The following is a 21,238-nucleotide window of genomic DNA, read 5'->3' as shown; positions in this document are numbered from 1 at the left end:
CTCAGGCAATGACGCCCAGTTGTTTGCCGATGCGGGTAAAGGCTTCCACCGCACGTTCAATTTGTTCAGGGGTATGCGCCGCAGACATCTGGGTGCGAATACGCGCCTGGCCTTTTGGTACCACCGGATAGAAGAATCCGGTGACGTAAATACCTTCTTTCTGCAGCTCGCGGGCAAAATTCTGCGCCACGGTCGCTTCGCCGAGCATCACCGGAATGATGGCGTGATCGGCGCCCGCCAGGGTAAAGCCCGCAGCGGTCATTTTTTCGCGGAACAGGCGCGCGTTGGACCACAGGCGGTCGCGCAGTTCGCCGCCGGACTCCACCATCCCCAGCACTTTGATGGAGGCGGCGACGATCGCCGGGGCCAGCGAGTTGGAGAACAGATACGGGCGCGAGCGCTGGCGCAGCCACTCAACCACCTCTTTGCGCGCCGCGGTATAGCCGCCGGACGCGCCGCCCAGCGCCTTACCGAGGGTGCCGGTGATGATATCCACCCGGCCCATCACCTCGCAGTATTCGTGGGAGCCACGGCCGTTTTCGCCGACAAAGCCGACGGCGTGGGAGTCGTCGACCATAACCAGCGCGTCGTATTTATCCGCGAGATCGCAGACGCCTTTCAGGTTGGCAATCACGCCGTCCATGGAGAACACGCCGTCGGTGGCGATCAGCACATGCCGCGCGCCGGCCTCACGCGCCTCTTTCAGCCGCGCTTCCAGCTCCTGCATATCGTTGTTGGCGTAGCGGAAGCGCTTCGCTTTACACAGGCGCACGCCGTCGATGATCGACGCGTGGTTCAGAGCATCGGAGATAATGGCGTCTTCCGCGCCCAGCAGGGTTTCGAACAGGCCGCCGTTGGCGTCAAAGCAGGAGGAGTAGAGAATCGCATCTTCCATACCGAGGAACTCGGCCAGCTTCTTCTCAAGCGCTTTATGGCTGTCCTGGGTCCCGCAAATAAAGCGCACGGAGGCCATACCGAAGCCGTGACTGTCCATACCGGCTTTCGCCGCGGCAATCAGCTCCGGGTGGTTGGCAAGGCCGAGATAGTTATTGGCGCAGAAGTTAATCACGCTGTTGCCGCCGACGGTGATATCCGCCTGCTGCGCCGATGTGATAATGCGTTCTTCTTTAAACAACCCCTCCGCGCGAGCGGTATCCAGGCTATTGGTTAACTGTTGATAAAAATCACCACGCATTGCAACTCTCCAGATTCGGCAAAATTTGGCACATATTACCCAAAGCTATACGCTGATACGAGATGATGCATGCCTGAATGAATTATTTGCAGCATAAATCACGCTCGCCCAGCACCTTTTTTGCGAAGGGCTGAAGCCTGTCTCATGTGGTGATATGATAGAAGCATTCATGTCCGGATTATCTCTGGACTCCATACTTCAAAGGTTACTGTTATGATCATCGTTACCGGCGGCGCAGGGTTTATCGGCAGCAATATCGTCAAGGCCCTGAATGACAAAGGCATTACCGACATTTTGGTCGTAGATAATCTGAAAGATGGCACCAAGTTTGTGAACCTGGTTGACCTGAACATCGCGGATTACATGGATAAAGAAGACTTCCTGATCCAGGTTATGGCGGGCGAAGAGTTCGGCGACGAAATTGAAGCGGTATTCCATGAAGGCGCCTGCTCCTCCACCACGGAGTGGGACGGCAAGTACATGATGGACAACAACTATCAGTACTCTAAAGAGCTGCTTCACTACTGCCTGGAGCGCGAGATCCCGTTCCTGTACGCCTCTTCCGCAGCCACCTACGGCGGCCGTACCAGCAACTTTATCGAATCCCGCGAATACGAGCAGCCGCTCAACGTCTACGGCTACTCCAAGTTCCTGTTTGACGAATACGTACGCCAGATCCTGCCGGAAGTTGACTCGCAGATCGTCGGCTTCCGCTATTTCAACGTCTACGGGCCGCGCGAAGGCCATAAAGGCAGCATGGCAAGCGTGGCGTTCCACCTCAATACCCAGCTGAATAATGGCGAAAGTCCGAAACTGTTCGAAGGCAGCGATAGCTTCAAGCGCGACTTCGTCTACGTCGGCGACGTGGCGGCGGTCAACCTGTGGTTCTGGGAAAACGGCGCGTCCGGTATTTTCAATCTCGGCACCGGCCGGGCAGAGTCCTTCCAGGCGGTAGCCGATGCCACCCTGGCATACCACCAGAAGGGCAGCATCGAATACATTCCGTTCCCGGACAAACTGAAGGGCCGCTACCAGGCATTTACCCAGGCAGACCTCACTAACCTGCGCGCGGCGGGTTATGACAAACCGTTCAAGACCGTCGCCGAAGGCGTAACGGAATATATGGCCTGGCTCAACCGCGACAGCGATACAAATTCACAAAATCATTCGGGCAGCTAAGTGAATCTCCGGGAGCTGATAAAAGCAAGTGACCGGAGTGAACGCAGGTAGCCAACGCAGAGACCGTTTGAAGGATAAAGTGAATGAAAATACTGGTGATTGGCCCGTCATGGGTGGGCGACATGATGATGTCGCAAAGTCTCTATCGCACGCTCAAGGCGCGCTATCCCCAGGCAATCATCGACGTGATGGCGCCCGCGTGGTGCCGTCCGCTGCTGTCACGGATGCCGGAAGTCAACGAGGCGATTCCGATGCCGCTCGGCCACGGCGCGCTGGAGATCGGCGAACGGCGCAAGCTTGGGCAGAGCCTGCGCGAGCGCCGCTACGATCGCGCCTACGTGCTGCCAAACTCGTTTAAATCGGCGCTGGTTCCCTTCTTCGCCAACATCCCGCACCGCACCGGCTGGCGCGGTGAGATGCGCTACGGCCTGCTGAACGACGCCAGAACGCTGGATAAAGACGCGTGGCCGCTGATGGTTGAGCGCTACGTGGCCTTAGCCTACGACAAAGGCGTCATGCGCTGCGCGAAAGATCTGCCGCAACCGCTGCTCTGGCCGCAGCTGCTGGTGCATGAAGGGGAGAAATCGCAGGTCTGCAACGCCTTCAGTATTTCTGCCCATCGCCCCATTATCGGCTTCTGCCCCGGGGCCGAGTTCGGTCCAGCCAAGCGCTGGCCGCACTACCACTACGCCGAACTGGCCAAACAGCTGATCGATGAAGGCTATCAGGTGCTGCTTTTCGGTTCGGCCAAGGACCATGAAGCGGGCAACGATATTCTGGCCGCTCTCAGCACGCAGCAGCAGGCATGGTGCCGTAACCTGGCCGGTGAAACCCAGCTTGAACAGGCGGTGGTGCTGATTGCCGCCTGCACGGCGGTTGTCAGCAACGACTCCGGCCTGATGCACGTTGCCGCCGCGCTCAACCGCCCGCTGGTTGCGCTGTATGGCCCAAGCAGCCCCGACTTTACGCCGCCGCTGTCGCATAAGGCGCGGACCATCCGCCTGATAAGCGGCTACCACAAGGTGCGTAAAGGAGATGCGGCAGAAGGGTATCATCAGAGCCTGATCGATATTACGCCGCAGCGCGTCCTGGAGGAGCTGAATCAGCTGCTGCAGAACGAAGTCGAAAAAGAGGAAGCGTAGCGGATGCGGGTACTGATCGTTAAAACCTCGTCCATGGGCGACGTCCTGCACTCGCTGCCCGCGCTGACCGACGCCGCGCAGGCCTTCCCCGGAATTCGCTTCGACTGGGTGGTCGAGGAGGGCTTCGCCCAGATCCCCTCCTGGCACCAAAGCGTTGACCGCGTGATTCCGGTGGCCATTCGCCGCTGGCGCAAGGCCTGGTTTTCCGCACCGGTTAAGGCCGAGCGTAAAGCCTTCCGCCAGGCGCTGCGGGCGGAGAAGTACGACGCTATCATTGACGCCCAGGGGCTGGTGAAAAGCGCGGCGCTGGTTACCCGACTGGCGCACGGCGTGAAGCACGGCATGGACTGGCAGACGGCCCGCGAGCCGCTGGCAAGCCTGTTCTATAACCGCCGCCACCACATTGCTAAGCAGCAGCACGCCGTTGAGCGCACCCGCGAGCTGTTTGCCAAAAGCCTCGGCTACGCCAGGCCAGAATCCCAGGGCGACTACGCGATTGCCCGCCACTTTCTGCGTCAGGAAGAGGCCGGTGCCGCGCCCTATCTGGTCTTCCTGCACGCCACCACCCGCGATGATAAGCACTGGCCGGAAGAGAACTGGCGGGCGCTTATCGCGCTGCTCGCCGACCGCGGCCTGCGGATTAAGCTGCCGTGGGGCGCCCCGCACGAAGAGGCGCGGGCCAAACGGCTGGCGCAGGGACATGATTTTGTCGAGGTGCTGCCGCGCATGAGCCTGGAGCAGGTCGCCCAGGTACTGGCCGGCGCCCGCGGCGTGGTCTCCGTCGATACCGGCCTGAGTCATTTAACCGCCGCGCTCGATAAGCCTAATTTTACCCTCTACGGACCGACCGATCCGGGTCTTATCGGCGGCTATGGGCAAAACCAGTACGTCGTGCGCCCGGAAAGCGGCGGCGGCACGGGGGATATTAGCGCCTCACGGGTTCTGCAACTGTTGACCTCCCAGGAACTGGCCTGATGGGCTCCTTGTTTAAGCAAATCTATCGCTACACGCATCCGCGTGCCTTTCGCCATAATGAGAACCTGTGGCCGTGGGCAAAGATAACCCGCGCGCCTGGCGGTGAAATCCGCAGCCTGCAGTACAAAGGAAAAACGGTCCCGCTGGTCGATCTCAGCGAGATGAAGGACAGCATGCACGGCGAAGTGCTGCTGACCGCAACCGGCCCCTCCACCCGCAGCATCGATTTTTCGCTGCTGCCGAAAAGCATTCCGGTGATGGGGGTTAACGGCGCGTGGCACCTCTCTGACAGGATTAAATTTTCTATCTATACCATCGTCGATATGGAGTTTTACGATAGAAAACCGGACATCATCCGCGCCGTCATCAGCCAGCCCGATCTCGTGCTCTTTACCACCCTGCACGGTATCGCAAAAATTCTCGACCGCCACGGCGAAGCGCTGCGCTGCCGTTTGGCGTTAATTGAAGATGCCTGTTATAAAATTTATCGGCCTAAAGTCGCGAAAAACCAGGTCCGTCAGACCTGGCAAGCGGTCGAGGCGATACGCTTTCACCCTCAGCGCGAGGATATTTGCTTTAGTACCGATATTCGGCACGGCATTTTTGATGCCGGAACCGTTGTCTACTGGGCGCTACAAATTCTGATGTGGTTGGGGTTCAAAACGATTCTAATAAGCGGACTGGATATGACTAATTTCAACCAGCCGCGATTCTACGAAACGGATCGGGATAAACTCCCTTCCTGGCTGGAAAATAAGGTGGATGACCTGGTCATGCCGTCCTTTTCGCACGCTGCTAACGTGCTGCAACAAAACCATATCCGGGTCGTCAACTTCTCTTTAGAAAGCGCGGTTCCGGAAACGATTTTCGAAAAGGTTTCTTTTGATGAGTACTTTAAAAATCAGTAACTACGCCAGGCAGGGTTACACCGTTGTCTTTCCTTTGTTTCTGTTTTTCAGCGCAATTTTTTGTATATCGACCAGGGCAAACAACCTTCTTCATCTCTCTATTTTGCTGTTTCTGCTGTCGCTGCTTAATAAAGACCATCGCCAGCAGCTGGCGGATAAAACGCGCCAGCAGTGGCCGGTTTATGCGCTGCTGCTGATATTCTTCGTCTACTATGCGCTGAGCAACATTTGGGGCCAGACGCCGCAGCATATCGACTCTCCCCTGACCCATGGGACGTATTTGCTGTTCTATCTGCTGCTGCTGACGACTCTGCTCGGCTCCCCGCAGACCCGACGCCTGGCGCTGATGAGCGTGGTTGCCGGCATCACGGTCATTTCCATCTGGACCATGGTCATCGACCATACTCTGGTCCTGACCGAACGCGCGGTGTCACCGGGTAACCCCGGCCCGACCAACGTTATCGACCTCGCGGGCTATTGCGGTATTGGTATTCTCATTTGCGCCATGCTGCTCAAAGAAAAAGGCAGCCACTTCCTGTATGTGCCGATGGCCATCATGCTGGTCATGATGGTTCTGACCCAAAGCCGGGGCCCGATTATCGCCCTGCTGGTGGCCTTTTTCTGCACCCTGCACCTGCATGTCTTTACGCGCCGCAACGTGCTGATTGTCGCTGCATTAGCGCTAATTTTAGGCCTGCTTTTCTTCTTCACGCCGGTGGGCGACCTGCTGCTGGCGCGCTTTGAAGAGCTCGGGACGCAGAGCGGGCTGCGCATCAGCATCTGGCGCCACACCCTCGAAGAGGTCTCCAGCCAGCCGTGGCTGGGACGCGGTTTTGACTACGACCTCGACTTTACGAACTACAGCGGCGAGCATATCACCACCACCCATAGCGTCTATCTCGGCTCGCTGCTGAAAGGCGGCATTATTGGCCTGCTGCTGCTGTTTGCGGTTATTGCCGGCGGGTTGTGGCGGGCGTGGAGTAAACGGCGGGAGGATAGCCGCTACGGGCTGGCGATTTTCGGCTACGCGCTGATTTTTATGGCCTCACAGGGGATGTTTATCATCAGCAATCCCAGGGAAACCTGGCCCCTGTTCTGGCTGCCGCTGGGCATTGCGCTGAGCAGTAGCCTGAAAGATAAGCGCTAAAAAAAGGGCCCTGGCGGGGCCCTTTTTTATGCCTGTCCGGCGGAAACCACCAGGCTATCCACCTGCACTTTGATAACGGGCCAGATGGCATCAATCGTCATATCGGCAACGTTAACTTCTTCGCAGACGACTTGCTTCGCCTTGTCATATCCCGGCGCCCAGATGGTGTATCCCGGCAGGCCGGTGTCTTTGAGTTTACGCTTGTTGTAGACCGCCACCATCGGCTTATCGAATGCCCTGGCGATATGGACGATCGCGGTATCCGCAGTGATAACAAGATCGCAGCAGCGAATCACCTCTACCGCTGAATTAATATTGCTATCAGGGAGATACAGCGCCGTATCCAGGTTCAGCTGGCGAATTTTTTCGCTATGCCCAACCATCACCACGCTCACTTTGTAAGGCAGAGCGTGCAGCCGCTCAATCAGATCCGCGACCTGGTGACGGCAAAAGTCCTTATCGACTGAGGCGGTGAAGGGGTTTATGGCGATACAAATCTCGCGGCCCTTTTCCTGCGCCAGTAAATGCTCCACTCTCTGCCGCTCGGCGGCATCGCCGGGGAGATGATAGTGGTAATGCTCATTGACGATGCCAAATAGCCTAGCCACCTCTTTATAGCGGGCAGAAATATGGCGCTGGCTGTCGAAAAAGGCAATTGACCAATCGTAAAGCTTATATTCGTCTTTATTAAAACCGATATTGCAGCGGGCGCCTAAATCCGCGAGTAATTTAAAACGCTCGTAGGTTTTCACGTCATCAAAATCAACGACGGCGTCAAAACCTGCCGCGCGTAATTCATCCAACGCCATCCGGGGTTGATACAAATAGACCCGTTCAAGGAAGTCTGCGCCGGCCAGCATTTGCCGGCATATCGGCCCGGTAAGCACGGAAACCTGATAGCCATGCTCGGACAGCAGCTTTGCGCAGCCGGTGGTCACCACCATATCGCCGACCTTGTCGTCCAGGCGTAAAAATAAAACGCGCTGAATCTGCGCAGGATTAAACGGCTGACGCTCACGCTTATTTCTGTAACGATAGTTAATTAAATTAAATTTAATTTTGCGAAAGAAAGCGTTTTTCTTCCGCGTCAGCTGTTTAAGAATACCCATACGATCCCTGCTTATGGCTTTTTAGCGCGATGCTTGTTTGTGTTGGTAGTACTCCGCCAACGTCATCCCTTTGACCTGCGGCGCCAGCCAGCTGAAGAAGCTTTCGAGGTCCGCATACAAACGTTCGATATCCTGCTCGTTTTTAAACGTCGGGCTGCCGCCGGGCATGTACTCAGAAGAGTGGAGCATATATTCGACGTAGTCGCTGCCCTGAGTCAACGTTTGTTCGACGACCTTTTTCATCGTCTCAACGTTACCGCCCATCGGCCGCAGCCAGTGAACCGACGGCGAGCGCACCTTGCCGCGCAGGCGGTCATAGCCCTGCTTAATGCCGTTCATCAGGGCGCTGTGTTTGTACTGGATGCTCATCGGCACCTCCAGCAGCGAAGAGCGTCCTTCCCGGCTGATGTCGTTCTCGTCGAGGAAATAAGCGTGCTGCGGGAAGCGGCGATAATCGGTGCCGCCATCGCCCTGCGGGGCACCTTTCGCCGTTTTCCAGTTGACCCGGGGCGTCACCGAACAGTCGACCTGATAGCCATGCTCCACCAGCAGGCGCGCATAGCGCTCATCAAACGCCCAGCGTCCGGCGCGATGGCTGACCATTTTCGTCTGGAAGGTCTCTTCCAGCAGGCGGGTCATATAGGCGACCTTTTCACGCATCGCCGCATCGCTGTATTCGATAAGATAGGGCTTATATCGCCAGTCATCGGCGGTCAGCGGGTCGGTCGGCGGGCTGTTCCAGGCATGCAGGTGCATGCCGATTTCGGCGGTGCCGCGGGCAATCACATCTTTAGCGAATTCGATATAGAATGGATCTATCGCCATCTCGTAGTTGGTTAAATAGACCGGTTTAAAACCATACTTTTCGCAAAGCTGCTGAAAACGCGGCAAATAACGCGCATTCTCAGTGGTGATGCTGTCATGTTTTTGCCAGAGGTTATCACCCTCGGTATCAATCGTGATGAGAAATGCGGGATTGTGCACGAAAACGTCCTCAGACCATACGTATCGGGTCATGGTAGAGCAAGACAACGCTTCTCTCAATCTATCTGATCCCCTAGAATCGGAACCCTGATACTGAATGAAGAACAGAGAATGACGCCTGAAACCCGCTCTCCCGGTGCCGTGAACCCGGCGCGCATCCTGGTCATCAAGCTGCGCCATCACGGCGATATGCTGCTGATCACGCCGCTCGTTCACGCCCTCAAACGGCAGTATCCCGCGGCCAGCGTTGATGTGCTGCTTTATGAAGAGACCCGGGATATGCTCGCGGCGAACGCGGATGTTAACCAGATTTACGCGATTGACCGCCGCTGGAAAAAGCAGGGAACCGGCCATCAGCTCAAAATGGAGCTGCGGCTGATCCGCACGCTTCGCCAGCAGCGCTACGACATGGTGCTCAACCTTGCCGACCAGTGGCCGAGCGCCATTATTACCCGCTTAACCGGCGCCGCCACGCGCATCGGCTTTGATTTCCCGAAACGCCGCCATCCGGCCTGGCGCTTCTGCCATACCGCCCTGGCCTCCACCCAGCAGCATCAAAGCCTGCATACGGTGGAGCAGAACCTCTCCATTCTGGCTCCTCTCGGCCTGGCCGTTAACGACGCGCCGGCGCGCATGGGCTACAGCGAACAGGACTGGGAGAGCAGCCGCGCGCTGCTGCCGGCGGGGTTTGAGGGTAACTATATCGTCATTCAACCCACCTCCCGCTGGTTCTTTAAATGCTGGCGGGAAGAGCGGATGAGCGCGCTGATTAACGCGCTGTCGGCGGCGGGGCATGCCGTGGTGCTAACGTCGGGGCCCGATGCGAAAGAGAAGCGCATGGTAGAGACCATTATCGCCGGCTGCCCGGACGCCCGCCTGCACTCTCTTGCTGGCCAGCTGAGCCTGCGTCAGCTGGCGGCGGTCATCGGCCACGCCCGCTTATTTGTCGGCGTTGATTCCGTACCCATGCATATGGCTGCCGCCCTCGGCACGCCGCTAGTGGCGCTGTTCGGCCCGTCAAAGCTGACCTTCTGGTGCCCGTGGCAGGCGAAGGGTGAAGTCATCTGGGCCGGAGATTTTGGCCCACTGCCCGACCCTGACGACATTGATACCGGTACAGAAGAGCGCTATCTCGATTTAATTCCCGCCGACGTGGTGATTGCGGCGGCTAAAAAGGTGCTGGCATGAGCAAATTCAGGCTCGCCCTGGTGCGGCAGAAATATCGCCCCGACGGCGGCGCGGAGCGTTTCGTTTCCCGCGCGCTGGAGGCCCTCGATAGCAGTAATCTTGAGCTGAACGTCATCACCCGCGAATGGCAGGGGCCGGTGAAGCCCGAGTGGAATATTCGCATCTGCAACCCGCGCAAATGGGGACGCATCAGCCGTGAACGCGGCTTTGCCGACGCCGCACGCCGGCTGTGGCAGGCCGAAAATTTCGACCTGGTGCAGAGCCATGAGCGTATTCCGGGCTGCGATCTGTATCGCGCCGGCGACGGCGTCCATCGCCGCTGGCTGGAGCAGCGCTCGCGCATACTGCCCGGCTGGAAAAGCCGCCTGCTGTTTGCCGATCGCTACCACCGCTACGTCATGCAGGCTGAACGCGAGATGTATCACGACCCGCACCTGCGCGGAGTCATCTGCAACGCGGAGATGATTAAACAGGAAATTATTGCAGACTTCGGCCTGCCGGCGGAGAAGATCCGCGTTATCTACAACGCGATTGATAACCAGCGCTTCCTGCCGCCAACGGAAGAAGCCTTTATCACGCTGCGTGACCAATGGAACCTACCGCTCCAGGCAACCTGCCTGATCTACGTGGGCTCCGGCTTTGAACGCAAGGGGCTGGAGGCGGCGATCCGCGCCATCGCCCCCACCGACCGCTACCTGCTGGTGGTGGGCAAGGATAAAGACCAGAGCCGCTATCAGGCGCTGGCTAAAACGCTGAACTGCGGGGAGCGGGTACGCTTCTTCGGCATGCAGTCAGAAACCCTGCCCTTCTACCAGATGGCCGACGGGCTGCTGCTGCCCACACTGTACGATCCGTTCCCTAACGTTATCCTCGAAGCGATGGCCTGCGGCCTGCCGGTGATTACCACCACCGGCTGCGGCGGATCGGAGTTTATTATTGAGGGCAGCAACGGTTTCGTTTGCGACGCGCTGGATATTTCGGCGCTGCAGCAGGCGGTGGCCGCGCTCCCCGCCCGCGCACTTGGCTCTGCGGAAGGCATCCGGGCGCGCGAACGCATTATGACCTGCAGCAGCGAGCGGCTCTCAGCGCAGCTGCTCTCTTTCTATCAGGACCTGGTAAAATAGCTATGCGCATACTGTTTGTCATCGACGGCCTGCCCGGCGGCGGAGCGGAAAAAGTGGTGCTCACGCTGGCGGAACATTTTTTGCGCCAGGGAGAGCGCGTCTCGCTGTTTTCACTGCGCGACGTTTGCGACTACCCGCTGCCGGAAGGGCTGGATTACCGCGTGATTAGCGACCACTGCCGAAAGCCGTGGCGCAAGCTGACCGAGCTGTCGCGCCGCGCGGGCCAGCTTGATGCGGCCATCGCCGAGTCTGAGCTGCAGGGCAATTTCGATCTGGTGCTCTCCAATCTGCATAAAACCGACCGCATCGTCGCCCGCAGCCGCGCGCTCGCGCAGCGTAACGTCTGGTTCTGCCTGCACGGCGTCTTCTCTACCTCCTATCTTGGCCACCGTACCGGCTTCGATCGCTGGATGAAGCAGCAGAAAATCAAGCGCGTCTATCAGGGACGCAACGTGGTGACCGTCTCCGATGCGGTCGGCGAGGATCTGGTTAGCCAGTTCGCCATTCGCCCGGCGCAGCTGAAAACGATTTATAATCCGTTTGATATCGCCGCCCTGCGGGCCGGCGCGGAGCTACCGGGCGAGCAGCCTGCCGGGGACTATATTATCCACGTCGGGCGTTTTCACCCCGGCAAGCGCCACGATCGGCTGATTGAGGCCTATGCCCAAAGCGGTATCCAGGCGCCGCTGGTGCTGCTGGGACAGGGCAAGCCGGAGCAGGAGCAGCGCCTGCGCCAGCTGGCAGAGCGGCTGCAGGTCGGCGATCGCGTGCTATTTAAAGGCTTCCATAAAAACCCGCTGCCGTGGATTAAACACGCCAGGATGCTGGTGCTCAGCTCGGATAGCGAAGGCTTTGGCAACGTTATCGTAGAGGCGCTGCTGCTGAACACGCCGGTTGCCAGCACCCGCTGCCCGGGCGGCGTGACGGAGATCCTTACCGGCGAATTAGCCCGCGGCCTCGCCGATCTCAACGGCCCGGCGCTGGCTCAGACGATGCAAAGCATTTACCATAACCCGCCTGTCATCGAACAATCCGCGCTGGAAAAGTTCAGCGTCGATACGATTTGTCAGCAGTACCGTCAGCTGCGCCGCGCCTGACGCCGTTATTTAACCAGGATCGAACGATTTATGAGTCAAACGCCTTTACTGAGCATCGTGGCCGCCGTCTACAACGGCGAAAAATTCCTTGCGCAGTTCTTTGAATGCCTTGAGCAACAGCAGCTGGAAAGCTATGAACTGATTCTGGTGAACGACGGCTCGACGGACGGCAGCCTCGCGGTTATCGATGCGTGGAAAGCGCGGCTACAAAACGTCAGGGTGCTGGAGCAGGAAAACCAGGGCGTCTCGGTCGCGCGCAACACCGGCCTGGCGGTAGCCAGCGGTAAATACCTGGCCTTCCCGGATATCGACGATAAGCTCTATCCCGGCATGTACCGCACGCTGCTGGCGATGGCGGAGCAGGGCAATCTCGATATCGCCACCTGCAACGGCCGCTACGTCTACGAGAGCAAAAATGATATCCACCCGATCCTCCCTCCGGATCGGCTGCCGTCTACCGGCGTGCTGCCGGGCCACGTATGGCTAAAACAGGCGCTGGATTCGCGTAAGTTCCTGCATGTGACCTGGCTGAACATCTATCGCCGCGAATTTATCATGCAGCATCGTTTTCACTTCGAGCCGGGCCTGCGCCATCAGGATATTCCCTGGACCACCGAGGCGCTGCTGGCGGCCGAGCGCGTGCAGTACACCAGCGAGCAGTTTTACGATTACTATATCCATTCAGAATCGGTATCGCACAAGCCGGATAACGACGACACGCTGATGCGCTCTGCCCGCCACTACATGAAGATTCTGGAGATGCTCGACGCCATTAACCAACGCTATCCGGATAAGGTGCGCCATATTTCCGCCTGCCGCTGGCAGATTGCGAAAGAGGGGCTGGGAATTATTCATACCTTCGATAGCATGAAAGATGAATCAAAAAAGCATATTATCATTAAAGAGTTCTTCGACCGCGGCATCTGGCACCTGATCTGGAAAAATGCCAGAACGTTCCGCTTACGCTGGCGCCTTGGGCGGCGCTACCTGCGTATTAAGCGCTATCGCAACGCGGCCTGACGCTGAATCCCTTTGTTTCCGCCAAAGGGATAGCTTTACATGGGCTAAATGCTTAGAATTTGCCCGCTAAAACATAAAACGGATAAATCGCTTGGAATTGCTTTATACCACCCTACTCTATCTTATTCAGCCGCTGGTCTGGCTGCGACTGCTGCTGCGCAGCCGTAAGGCACCCGCCTACCGCAAACGCTGGGCTGAACGTTATGGCTTTTGTCAGAACAAGGTAGCACCGGATGGGATTCTGCTGCATTCCGTTTCCGTGGGTGAGACGCTTGCTGCCATCCCGCTGGTACGCGCCCTGCGCCACCGTTATCCCTATCTGCCGATCACCGTCACCACCATGACGCCGACCGGCTCCGAGCGCGCGATGTCCGCGTTCGGCAAAGACGTTCACCACGTCTACCTGCCTTACGACCTCCCCTGCGCGATGAACCGCTTCCTCAACACCGTGCAGCCGAAGCTGGTTATCGTGATGGAAACCGAGCTGTGGCCGAATATGGTCGCCGCTTTGCACAAGCGTAAAATCCCGCTGGTTATCGCTAACGCCCGCCTCTCCGAGCGCTCGGCGAAGGGCTATGCCAAACTGGGCAAGTTTATGCGCCGCCTGCTGAGCCGGATTACGCTTATCGCCGCGCAGAATGAAGAAGACGCCAGCCGCTTTATCGCCCTCGGGCTGAAGCGCAACCAGCTGGCGGTCACCGGCAGCCTGAAGTTTGATATTTCCGTTACGCCGGAGCTGGCCGCACGCGCCATCACCCTGCGCCGCCAGTGGGCGCCGCACCGCCAGGTGTGGATCGCCACCAGCACCCACGACGGTGAAGAGCAAATCGTCCTGCAGGCGCATAAAAAGCTGCTGGAAACCTTCCCTGACCTGCTGCTGATCCTCGTCCCTCGCCACCCTGAACGCTTCGGCGACGCGCGGGAGATGGTGCAGAAAGCGGGTATGAGCTTTACCCTGCGCAGCACCGGCGAAATCCCGTCAAATAGCACCCAGGTGGTGATTGGCGATACCATGGGTGAGCTGATGCTGCTGTACGGCATTGCCGATCTCGCCTTTGTCGGCGGCAGCCTGGTCGAGCGCGGCGGTCATAACCCGCTGGAGCCTGCGGCGCACGCCATCCCGGTCCTGATGGGCCCGCACACCTTCAACTTCAAAGATATTTGCGCCAAGCTGCAGCAGGATGATGGTCTGATCACCGTGACCGACCTCAATTCACTGGTCACCCAGGTTTCTAACCTGCTGACCGACGAAGATTACCGCCTGTGGTACGGCCGTCACGCGGTGGAAGTCCTGCATCAAAACCAGGGCGCGCTCTCCCGTCTGCTACAGTTACTGCAACCCTATCTGCCACAGCGGAGCCACTAATGTCGACCCGACTGTCCGTCGTGATGATCGCCAAAAACGCGGCGGATCTGCTGCCGGACTGCCTGGCGTCGGTAAGCTGGGCCGATGAGATAGTGCTGCTGGATTCTGGCAGCAGCGACGGCACCGTCGAGCTGGCGCGCAGCCTGGGCGCTCAGGTCTACATCAACACCGACTGGCAGGGCTACGGCGTTCAGCGCCAGCGCGCCCAGGCTTACGCCACCGGCGACTATGTGCTGATGATTGATACCGACGAGCGCGTCACCCCGGAGCTGGCACAGTCCCTGCGCCAGGCGCTGGCGGCGCCAAAAGAGGGCGCGATCTACAGCATTGCCCGGCGGAACTATTTCCTTGGCCGCTTTATGCGCCACAGCGGCTGGTATCCCGATCGCGTGATGCGCTTGTACCCGCGCCTTGGTTATCGCTATAACAATAATCTGGTACACGAATCTCTCGACGCCAAAGGCGCGCAGATTATCGAACTGACCGGCGACCTGCTGCATCTGACCTGCCGCGACTTCTCCGGCTTTCAGCAAAAGCAGCTGGCCTACGCCACCGCCTGGGCGCAGGAACGCCATCAGAAGGGGAAAAAAACCTCGCTGATGAGTATCTTCGGCCATACGCTGGGGGCATTTGTGAAAACGCTGCTGCTGCGCGGCGGCGTGCTGGATGGTAAACAGGGCTGGCTGCTCGCCGTGGTCAACGCGCAGTATACGTTTAATAAATACACCGAGCTGTGGGCGCTGAGCCGCGGCTACTCGGAGAGAGTGTAATTATGAGCACAAAAGCGATTTATCCGGGTACCTTCGACCCTATCACCAACGGTCATATCGATATCGTCACCCGCGCGGCCAGCATGTTTGACAAAGTGCTGCTGGCGATTGCCGCCAGCCCGAGCAAAAAGCCGATGTTCAGCCTCGACGAACGCATTGCGCTGGCGCAGCAGTCAACCGCGCACCTGGTCAACGTTGAGGTCATTGGCTTTAGTGATTTGATGGCCAATTTCGCCCGCGCGCAGCAGGCCAACATTTTGATTCGCGGCCTGCGGGCGGTGGCGGATTTCGAATACGAGATGCAGCTGGCGCATATGAACCGCCATCTGATGCCGACCCTCGAAAGCGTCTTCCTGATGCCGTGCAAAGAGTGGTCGTTTATCTCCTCATCGCTGGTCAAGGAGGTCGCGCGCCATCAGGGCGACGTTTCCCACTTCCTGCCGGCTAACGTGCACCAGGCGCTGCTGAAAAAGCTCTAATCTTTGCGCTTTCGGGGCGATGCCCTACTTCTGACACTGGCGACAATAAAACGTCGCCCGCTGGGCGTGCTTGCTGGCGATAATCGGCGTACCGCAGGTACGACAAGGCTCGCCTTTGCGTCCGTATACCTGCAGCTCCTGGGCAAAATATCCCGGCTTACCGTCACTTTGCAGGAAATCCTTCAGCGTGGTGCCGCCCTGTTCAATCGAGCGTAGCAGCACGGCTTTAATCACCTTCACCAGCCGCTCGCACTCTTCATGCGATAGCGACGATGCCAGCCGGTCGGGATGGATCCCGGCGGAAAACAGCGATTCGCTGGCGTAGATATTGCCGACGCCCACCACCAGCTTGTTATCCATCAGCCAGGGCTTAATGGCGGTTTTCTTTTTCGCGCACCTCAGCTGCAGGTAAGCGCCGTTGAAATCGTCGCTCAGCGGCTCTGGCCCGAGATGCGCCAGCGCAGGATGCCCTTCCAGCTCTTTGGTCCAGAGCCAGGCGCCAAAGCGTCGAGGATCGGTATAGCGCAGCACCTTGCCGTTGCTCATCACCAGGTCGACATGGTCATGCTTCTCGGCGGGCAGCTCTTCGCTCAGAATCCGCAGGCTTCCTGACATGCCGAGGTGAATGATAATCCAGCCACCCGGCAGCTCCAGCAGCAGGTATTTAGCGCGTCGACGTACGCTGAGCACCGGCACGTCGCTCAGACGGTAGATCTCTTCAGAAACCGGCCAGCGCAGGCGTCCATTGCGGATAGCGGCGTGCAGAATAGTAGCGCCAACCAGATGCGGTTCAATCCCGCGTCGGCTGGTTTCCACCTCAGGTAGTTCAGGCATAGCGTCTCCGGCTGTATTGCAGATGTCTTTATTATGGGGATGGCCAGAAAACAAAAAACCCCGCCAGGGCGGGGTTTTTTTTACATCGAATCTAAAATTATTTGATTTTAGCTTCTTTGTATAAAACGTGCTGACGGACAACTGGATCGAACTTTTTCAGTTCCAGTTTTTCCGGCTTAGTACGCTTGTTCTTCGTGGTGGTATAGAAGTGACCAGTACCAGCAGAAGAAACCAGCTTGATTTTCTCACGAATACCTTTAGCCATGATTTATTTCCTCTTAGTACTTAGTACTTTTCGCCACGGGCACGCAGTTCGGACAGAACTGTATCGATGCCTTTCTTATCAATAACACGCATACCTTTAGCAGATACGCGCAGGGTGACAAAACGCTTTTCGCTCTCAACCCAGAAACGGTGAGAGTGCAGGTTCGGCAGGAAACGGCGTTTGGTCGCGTTCAGTGCGTGGGAACGGTTGTTACCGGTCACCGGACGCTTGCCAGTAACTTGGCAGACTCGGGACATGTCTATTCTCCAAAAATCAAATTAGCTCGAGCTTCGTATGGGGTATTGGCGCCTCGTCAGGCTTTACAGCCCGGTCATCGCAGTTCTACACGTCATTCTTCATGCCGCCTTGATGCAACCTGAAGAGTGGGTGTCTAAGTGAACCATCGATTGCCAGGCCCAAATGCCAAACCCGAGATTCTCAAAGGTGGCGTAGTATACGCTGACTCGGCGATGTGCTCAAGTCCCGAACAGACAAAGATCCCGCAGGATCGCGTGATCGGGGCTAAATCCAGCCGCGCTCCGCAAAAGATACGTACGCACCGCGGCCGATAACAAGGTGATCGAGCACGCGTATATCCATGAAACCACAACACTTTATCACTCTTTCGGTAATCAACCTGTCGGCCTTACTCGGCTCGGGGCTACCGGATGGATGATTATGTGCCAGGATCACCGCAGCGGCGTTCACTTTGATGGCTTCGCGTACAATTTCTCGCGGATGCACCTCAACGTGGCTAAGAGTACCAGAAAAAAGCCGGCTATGTTTCAATACCCGATTCTGATTATCTAAAAAGATCACCATAAAGATCTCCCGCTCCTCGTCCATCAGCTGGCTTTGCAAAAATTCCCGCGTCATCAGCGGCGTTACCAGAGAAGGTTCTTCAACTATCCGTCGGCTAAAATAGCGCCGCGCCAGCTCGGCGACGCCTTTTAGCTGGGCGAACTTCGCGAGACCTATGCCGTCGATCTTGTCAAACTGCACCTTGTCCGCCGATAGCAGGCCGTATAGCGAGCCAAAGCGCGCGAGCAGGTCGTGCGAAAACGTCATCACGTCCTGCTCGCGGGTGCCGGTACGTAAAAATAGCGCCAGCAGCTCAACGTCCGACAGCGCTTCGATACCGTAGAGCAGCATTTTTTCCCTTGGCAGCAGGGGTTCCAGTAAGTCCATCGCAGCCTCTCTTTTCCAGTGCGCCCCGCATTGTGACATAGCCTTTCGCCGCTTCCGACGGCCGGCTTTTACCCGTGCGTAGCGGCTCGCAAAGTCAATTCCAGGCAGGCACACGACGCCGACGGGATTGTGGTAAGATGCGCGAATTCTGGTGTACTCCAACAGGAAAAAATCATGATGAGTCTGGCTGGTAAAAAGATCGTTCTCGGCGTCAGCGGCGGCATCGCTGCCTACAAAACGCCTGAACTGGTACGCCGCCTGCGCGAGCGCGGCGCCGACGTACGGGTCGCCATGACGGAAGCCGCGAAGGCCTTCATTACGCCACTCAGCCTGCAGGCGGTATCAGGTTATCCGGTTTCCGATAGCCTGCTCGACCCGGCAGCAGAAGCCGCGATGGGCCACATTGAGCTGGGAAAATGGGCCGACCTGGTTATCCTCGCTCCCGCAACCGCCGATCTGATCGCCCGCGTTGCTGCCGGCATGGCGAACGACCTGGTCTCCACTATCTGCCTCGCGACGCCGTCTCCAATCGCGGTGGTACCCGCCATGAACCAGCAGATGTATCGCGCCGCCGCGACGCAGCATAATCTTGAGGTCATCGCCTCACGCGGCCTGCTGGTCTGGGGCCCGGACAGCGGAAGCCAGGCCTGTGGCGATGTCGGCCCGGGCCGAATGCTGGATCCGCTGACCCTCGTCGATATGGCGGCCGCGCATTTTTCGCCTGTCAAAGATTTGCAACATCTCAACATCATGATTACCGCGGGCCCCACCCGCGAGCCGCTGGATCCGGTACGCTATATCAGCAATCAAAGCTCCGGTAAGATGGGCTTCGCTATCGCTGCCGCTGCGGCAAAGCGCGGCGCCAACGTCACGCTGGTCAGCGGCCCGGTTTCGCTACCGACGCCGCCTTTCGTGCAGCGGGTTGACGTCACCACCGCGTTAGAAATGCAGGCCGCGGTCGACAGCGGCGTTCGGCAGCAGCATATTTTTATTGGCTGTGCGGCCGTCGCCGACTACCGCGCCATCAGCGTTGCTGAGAAAAAAATCAAAAAGCAAGATGATGAATTAACAATAAAAATGATCAAAAACCCGGATATCGTTGCCGGGGTCGCTGCGCTAACGGATAGCCGACCTTACGTCGTTGGGTTTGCCGCCGAAACGAATAATGTGGAAGAATACGCGAGGCAAAAACGCGACCGCAAAAATCTCGATCTGATCTGCGCCAATGATGTATCTAAGCCAAATCAGGGATTTAACAGCGACAGCAACGCATTACACCTTTTCTGGCAGGATGGAGATAAGCGCTTGCCACACGAGCGCAAGGAACTCCTGGGCCAATTATTACTCGACGAGATCGTGACCCGTTATGATGAAAAAAATCGACGTTAAGCTTCTGGACCCGCGCGTTGGCAAGGAGTTTCCGCTGCCAACCTATGCCACCTCCGGTTCTGCCGGACTTGACCTGCGGGCCTGTCTCGACGCCGCCGTAGAGCTTGCGCCGGGCGCAACCACCCTGCTGCCAACCGGCCTGGCTATTCATATCGCCGATCCCTCGCTGGCAGCGGTCATCCTGCCGCGCTCCGGACTGGGCCATAAGCACGGCATAGTGCTGGGCAACCTGGTCGGCCTTATCGATTCCGACTATCAGGGGCAGCTGATGGTTTCCGTCTGGAACCGCGGCCAGCAGAGCTTTACTATTGAACCCGGCGAGCGCATTGCTCAAATGGTATTTGTACCCGTCGTACAGGCGGAATTTAAGCTGGTGGAAGATTTTGACACCACCGAACGTGGCGAAGGTGGCTTTGGTCACTCAGGGCGCGCATAGGCCCGTCCACACAAAACCCGCATTCCAAAGCGCAATAATGCAATAACATCGCCGCAAATGACCGTTTGCGGCCGCTTTGTGGATGTCTGCCTGACAAGTGCTTATTTTCAGGGGTATTTTAAAACATGGCAGAAAAACAAACTGCGAAAAGGAATCGTCGCGAGGAAATACTTCAATCTCTGGCGCTAATGCTTGAATCCAGCGATGGTAGTCAACGTATTACCACGGCGAAACTGGCGGCGTCCGTCGGCGTGTCCGAAGCGGCGCTGTACCGTCATTTTCCCAGCAAAACCCGCATGTTCGATAGCCTGATTGAGTTTATCGAAGACAGTCTGATTACGCGCATCAATTTGATTTTAAAAGATGAGAAAGACACATCCGCGCGCCTGCGCCTGATCGTGCTGTTGATTCTTGGGTTTGGTGAGCGTAATCCTGGGCTGACGCGAATTCTGACCGGCCACGCGCTGATGTTTGAACAGGACCGCCTGCAGGACCGGATCAACCAGCTCTTTGAACGCATTGAGGTTCAGCTACGCCAGGTCATGCGCGAAAAGAAAATGCGCGAAGGTGAAGGCTTCGTCACCGACGAATCTTTGCTGGCCAGCCAGCTGCTGGCGTTCTGTGAAGGCATGCTGTCGCGCTTTGTGCGCAGCGAGTTTAAATATCGTCCGACGGACGATTTTGACGCCCGCTGGCCGCTGGTCGCCTCACAGCTGCAGTAATCCGAAGCCCGGAGGCATAACGCCCCGGGCTTTGTTACCTATACGCCAAACTCTTCGCGATAGGCGCGTACCGACGCCAGATGTTCGGCCATCTCCGGCTTCTCTTCCAGATAGCTAATCAGGTCCTTGAGGGTGACGATAGAGATCACCTTGCAGCCGTAATCGCGCTCAACTTCCTGAATCGCGGAAATTTCGCCGCGACCGCGTTCCTGACGATCCAGAGAAATCAGCACGCCGGCGAGCTCAGCCCCGTTGGCCTGGATAATCTCCATCGATTCGCGAATGGCGGTGCCTGCGGTTATCACATCGTCGACCAGCATGACGCGACCCTGCAGGGCGCTGCCAACCAGATTGCCGCCTTCGCCGTGCGTTTTGGCCTCTTTGCGGTTAAAGCAGTAGGGTAAATCCAGGTCGTGGTGTTCAGCCAGCGCAACCGCCGTGGTGGTCGCAATGGGAATGCCTTTGTAGGCCGGGCCAAACAGCAGGTCAAAATCAATTCCGGAGTCGACCAGCGCCTCTGCATAGAAACGGCCCAACAGTGCCAGATCGCGCCCGGTGTTAAACAGGCCGGCGTTGAAGAAATAGGGGCTCTTGCGCCCGGATTTCAGCGTAAATTCGCCAAACTTAAGAACCTGCTTGTTAAGCGCAAACTCAATAAACTGGCGCTGATATGGTTTCATGGATTCGCTCCTCATCATGCTTTCTATGGATCTACGGACAA

Annotated in this window: 23 protein-coding genes; 15 read left to right on the top strand and 8 right to left on the bottom strand. The window is 57.6% G+C overall.

Annotated features, from left to right (window positions below; translation table 11 throughout):
• Position 1: 1 nt before the first annotated feature.
• Positions 2–1,195 carry a glycine C-acetyltransferase gene (kbl, locus tag HCK03_RS00665; RefSeq protein WP_167691023.1) on the bottom strand — a complete coding sequence of 398 codons (1,194 nt, stop codon included), beginning with the start codon at positions 1,193–1,195 and terminating at the stop codon, positions 2–4.
• Positions 1,196–1,408: 213 nt separating this feature from the next.
• Between kbl and rfaD the strand changes: the two genes are divergently transcribed.
• The 5 genes from rfaD (at position 1,409) to HCK03_RS00640 (ending at position 6,546) form a co-directional block, all read left to right on the top strand.
• Positions 1,409–2,374, top strand: a complete 966-nt coding sequence (gene rfaD, locus HCK03_RS00660) for an ADP-glyceromanno-heptose 6-epimerase (RefSeq protein ID WP_041143210.1) — start codon at positions 1,409–1,411, stop codon at positions 2,372–2,374.
• Positions 2,375–2,457: 83 nt separating this feature from the next.
• The gene (rfaF, locus tag HCK03_RS00655) at positions 2,458–3,516 is read left to right on the top strand and encodes an ADP-heptose--LPS heptosyltransferase RfaF (RefSeq protein WP_135183833.1); all 1,059 of its coding nucleotides are present in this window, start codon (positions 2,458–2,460) and stop codon (positions 3,514–3,516) included.
• Positions 3,517–3,519: 3 nt separating this feature from the next.
• Complete coding sequence (rfaC, locus tag HCK03_RS00650; protein WP_041143212.1) at positions 3,520–4,491, top strand: lipopolysaccharide heptosyltransferase RfaC; 972 nt, start codon at positions 3,520–3,522, stop codon at positions 4,489–4,491.
• A complete protein-coding gene (locus tag HCK03_RS00645; RefSeq protein ID WP_123552539.1) occupies positions 4,491–5,399 on the top strand; it encodes a sugar glycosyltransferase in 909 nt (302 codons plus the stop codon). The genes rfaC and HCK03_RS00645 overlap by 1 nt, the downstream gene beginning before the upstream one ends.
• Complete coding sequence (locus HCK03_RS00640; RefSeq protein WP_167691022.1) at positions 5,377–6,546, top strand: O-antigen ligase family protein; 1,170 nt, start codon at positions 5,377–5,379, stop codon at positions 6,544–6,546. Before HCK03_RS00645 ends, HCK03_RS00640 begins: the two co-directional genes overlap by 23 nt.
• A gap of 26 nt (positions 6,547–6,572) precedes the next feature.
• Here HCK03_RS00640 and HCK03_RS00635 read toward each other — a convergent pair whose 3' ends face one another.
• Together HCK03_RS00635 and HCK03_RS00630 are read right to left on the bottom strand one after the other, a co-directional pair.
• On the bottom strand, positions 6,573–7,655 hold the full coding sequence (locus tag HCK03_RS00635) for a glycosyltransferase family 9 protein (RefSeq protein ID WP_041143215.1): 1,083 nt from the start codon (positions 7,653–7,655) through the stop codon (positions 6,573–6,575).
• Positions 7,656–7,676: 21 nt separating this feature from the next.
• Complete coding sequence (locus HCK03_RS00630) at positions 7,677–8,639, bottom strand: polysaccharide deacetylase family protein (RefSeq protein ID WP_134528132.1); 963 nt, start codon at positions 8,637–8,639, stop codon at positions 7,677–7,679.
• A gap of 111 nt (positions 8,640–8,750) precedes the next feature.
• On the opposite strand from HCK03_RS00630, the gene rfaQ reads away from it, so the two are divergent.
• The 7 genes from rfaQ (at position 8,751) to coaD (ending at position 15,683) form a co-directional block, all read left to right on the top strand.
• Positions 8,751–9,827: a putative lipopolysaccharide heptosyltransferase III gene (gene rfaQ / locus HCK03_RS00625; RefSeq protein ID WP_167691021.1), complete on the top strand. Its 1,077-nt coding sequence runs from the start codon at positions 8,751–8,753 to the stop codon at positions 9,825–9,827.
• Complete coding sequence (locus tag HCK03_RS00620; protein ID WP_167691020.1) at positions 9,824–10,951, top strand: glycosyltransferase family 4 protein; 1,128 nt, start codon at positions 9,824–9,826, stop codon at positions 10,949–10,951. Before rfaQ ends, HCK03_RS00620 begins: the two co-directional genes overlap by 4 nt.
• A 2-nt stretch (positions 10,952–10,953) precedes the next feature.
• Positions 10,954–12,048 carry a glycosyltransferase gene (locus HCK03_RS00615; protein WP_148250695.1) on the top strand — a complete coding sequence of 365 codons (1,095 nt, stop codon included), beginning with the start codon at positions 10,954–10,956 and terminating at the stop codon, positions 12,046–12,048.
• 30 nt (positions 12,049–12,078) lie between these two features.
• Positions 12,079–13,068, top strand: coding sequence for a glycosyltransferase (locus tag HCK03_RS00610; RefSeq protein ID WP_041143220.1), 990 nt, complete (start codon positions 12,079–12,081; stop codon positions 13,066–13,068).
• A 91-nt stretch (positions 13,069–13,159) separates the two neighbouring features.
• Positions 13,160–14,434, top strand: coding sequence for a lipid IV(A) 3-deoxy-D-manno-octulosonic acid transferase (waaA, locus tag HCK03_RS00605; protein ID WP_041143221.1), 1,275 nt, complete (start codon positions 13,160–13,162; stop codon positions 14,432–14,434).
• A complete protein-coding gene (locus HCK03_RS00600) occupies positions 14,434–15,204 on the top strand; it encodes a glycosyltransferase family 2 protein (RefSeq protein WP_167691019.1) in 771 nt (256 codons plus the stop codon). Before waaA ends, HCK03_RS00600 begins: the two co-directional genes overlap by 1 nt.
• Positions 15,205–15,206: 2 nt before the next feature.
• Entirely contained in the window at positions 15,207–15,683 is a 477-nt protein-coding gene (gene coaD / locus HCK03_RS00595) for a pantetheine-phosphate adenylyltransferase (protein WP_041143223.1), read from the top strand.
• Between the two features lie 24 nt (positions 15,684–15,707).
• Here the strand turns inward: coaD and mutM are convergent, their stop codons facing one another.
• The 4 genes from mutM to radC form a co-directional block, all read right to left on the bottom strand.
• On the bottom strand, positions 15,708–16,517 hold the full coding sequence (gene mutM, locus HCK03_RS00590) for a bifunctional DNA-formamidopyrimidine glycosylase/DNA-(apurinic or apyrimidinic site) lyase (protein WP_076946286.1): 810 nt from the start codon (positions 16,515–16,517) through the stop codon (positions 15,708–15,710).
• Between the two features lie 97 nt (positions 16,518–16,614).
• Entirely contained in the window at positions 16,615–16,782 is a 168-nt protein-coding gene (rpmG, locus tag HCK03_RS00585; protein WP_003024094.1) for a 50S ribosomal protein L33, read from the bottom strand.
• Positions 16,783–16,802: 20 nt separating this feature from the next.
• A complete protein-coding gene (gene rpmB / locus HCK03_RS00580) occupies positions 16,803–17,039 on the bottom strand; it encodes a 50S ribosomal protein L28 (RefSeq protein ID WP_002436699.1) in 237 nt (78 codons plus the stop codon).
• 265 nt (positions 17,040–17,304) lie between these two features.
• On the bottom strand, positions 17,305–17,970 hold the full coding sequence (gene radC, locus HCK03_RS00575; protein WP_041143225.1) for a RadC family protein: 666 nt from the start codon (positions 17,968–17,970) through the stop codon (positions 17,305–17,307).
• 177 nt (positions 17,971–18,147) lie between these two features.
• Between radC and coaBC the strand changes: the two genes are divergently transcribed.
• The 3 genes from coaBC (at position 18,148) to slmA (ending at position 20,517) form a co-directional block, all read left to right on the top strand.
• The gene (gene coaBC, locus HCK03_RS00570) at positions 18,148–19,359 is read left to right on the top strand and encodes a bifunctional phosphopantothenoylcysteine decarboxylase/phosphopantothenate--cysteine ligase CoaBC (RefSeq protein ID WP_167692379.1); all 1,212 of its coding nucleotides are present in this window, start codon (positions 18,148–18,150) and stop codon (positions 19,357–19,359) included.
• Entirely contained in the window at positions 19,337–19,795 is a 459-nt protein-coding gene (dut, locus tag HCK03_RS00565) for a dUTP diphosphatase (protein ID WP_167691018.1), read from the top strand. Before coaBC ends, dut begins: the two co-directional genes overlap by 23 nt.
• A 125-nt stretch (positions 19,796–19,920) precedes the next feature.
• On the top strand, positions 19,921–20,517 hold the full coding sequence (gene slmA, locus HCK03_RS00560) for a nucleoid occlusion factor SlmA (RefSeq protein WP_076946288.1): 597 nt from the start codon (positions 19,921–19,923) through the stop codon (positions 20,515–20,517).
• Between the two features lie 38 nt (positions 20,518–20,555).
• On the opposite strand, the gene pyrE is transcribed toward slmA, so the two are convergent.
• Complete coding sequence (gene pyrE / locus HCK03_RS00555) at positions 20,556–21,197, bottom strand: orotate phosphoribosyltransferase (protein ID WP_041143229.1); 642 nt, start codon at positions 21,195–21,197, stop codon at positions 20,556–20,558.
• Positions 21,198–21,238 lie beyond the last annotated feature (41 nt).

This window comes from Klebsiella terrigena, from assembly GCF_012029655.1.
Lineage (GTDB): Bacteria > Pseudomonadota > Gammaproteobacteria > Enterobacterales > Enterobacteriaceae > Klebsiella > Klebsiella terrigena.
The sequence above is the reverse complement of the archived record's forward strand: the minus strand, read 5'-3'. Positions and strand labels throughout refer to the sequence as shown.

What these genes read in the sequence shown, in the direction of transcription:
- HCK03_RS00610 (WP_041143220.1), top strand. Translation starts at nt 12,079, where the DNA reads ATGAGTCAAACGCCTTTACTGAGCATCGTGGCCGCCGTCTACAACGGC.
- rfaF (WP_135183833.1), top strand. Translation starts at nt 2,458, where the DNA reads ATGAAAATACTGGTGATTGGCCCGTCATGGGTGGGCGACATGATGATG.
- rpmB (WP_002436699.1), bottom strand. Translation starts at nt 17,039, where the DNA reads ATGTCCCGAGTCTGCCAAGTTACTGGCAAGCGTCCGGTGACCGGTAAC.
- HCK03_RS00635 (WP_041143215.1), bottom strand. Translation starts at nt 7,655, where the DNA reads ATGGGTATTCTTAAACAGCTGACGCGGAAGAAAAACGCTTTCTTTCGC.
- rfaC (WP_041143212.1), top strand. Translation starts at nt 3,520, where the DNA reads ATGCGGGTACTGATCGTTAAAACCTCGTCCATGGGCGACGTCCTGCAC.
- rfaD (WP_041143210.1), top strand. Translation starts at nt 1,409, where the DNA reads ATGATCATCGTTACCGGCGGCGCAGGGTTTATCGGCAGCAATATCGTC.
- coaBC (WP_167692379.1), top strand. Translation starts at nt 18,148, where the DNA reads ATGAGTCTGGCTGGTAAAAAGATCGTTCTCGGCGTCAGCGGCGGCATC.
- rpmG (WP_003024094.1), bottom strand. Translation starts at nt 16,782, where the DNA reads ATGGCTAAAGGTATTCGTGAGAAAATCAAGCTGGTTTCTTCTGCTGGT.
- pyrE (WP_041143229.1), bottom strand. Translation starts at nt 21,197, where the DNA reads ATGAAACCATATCAGCGCCAGTTTATTGAGTTTGCGCTTAACAAGCAG.
- kbl (WP_167691023.1), bottom strand. Translation starts at nt 1,195, where the DNA reads ATGCGTGGTGATTTTTATCAACAGTTAACCAATAGCCTGGATACCGCT.
- HCK03_RS00645 (WP_123552539.1), top strand. Translation starts at nt 4,491, where the DNA reads ATGGGCTCCTTGTTTAAGCAAATCTATCGCTACACGCATCCGCGTGCC.
- HCK03_RS00600 (WP_167691019.1), top strand. Translation starts at nt 14,434, where the DNA reads ATGTCGACCCGACTGTCCGTCGTGATGATCGCCAAAAACGCGGCGGAT.
- HCK03_RS00615 (WP_148250695.1), top strand. Translation starts at nt 10,954, where the DNA reads ATGCGCATACTGTTTGTCATCGACGGCCTGCCCGGCGGCGGAGCGGAA.
- mutM (WP_076946286.1), bottom strand. Translation starts at nt 16,517, where the DNA reads ATGCCTGAACTACCTGAGGTGGAAACCAGCCGACGCGGGATTGAACCG.
- coaD (WP_041143223.1), top strand. Translation starts at nt 15,207, where the DNA reads ATGAGCACAAAAGCGATTTATCCGGGTACCTTCGACCCTATCACCAAC.
- radC (WP_041143225.1), bottom strand. Translation starts at nt 17,970, where the DNA reads ATGGACTTACTGGAACCCCTGCTGCCAAGGGAAAAAATGCTGCTCTAC.
- dut (WP_167691018.1), top strand. Translation starts at nt 19,337, where the DNA reads ATGATGAAAAAAATCGACGTTAAGCTTCTGGACCCGCGCGTTGGCAAG.
- slmA (WP_076946288.1), top strand. Translation starts at nt 19,921, where the DNA reads ATGGCAGAAAAACAAACTGCGAAAAGGAATCGTCGCGAGGAAATACTT.
- HCK03_RS00640 (WP_167691022.1), top strand. Translation starts at nt 5,377, where the DNA reads ATGAGTACTTTAAAAATCAGTAACTACGCCAGGCAGGGTTACACCGTT.
- rfaQ (WP_167691021.1), top strand. Translation starts at nt 8,751, where the DNA reads ATGACGCCTGAAACCCGCTCTCCCGGTGCCGTGAACCCGGCGCGCATC.
- HCK03_RS00620 (WP_167691020.1), top strand. Translation starts at nt 9,824, where the DNA reads ATGAGCAAATTCAGGCTCGCCCTGGTGCGGCAGAAATATCGCCCCGAC.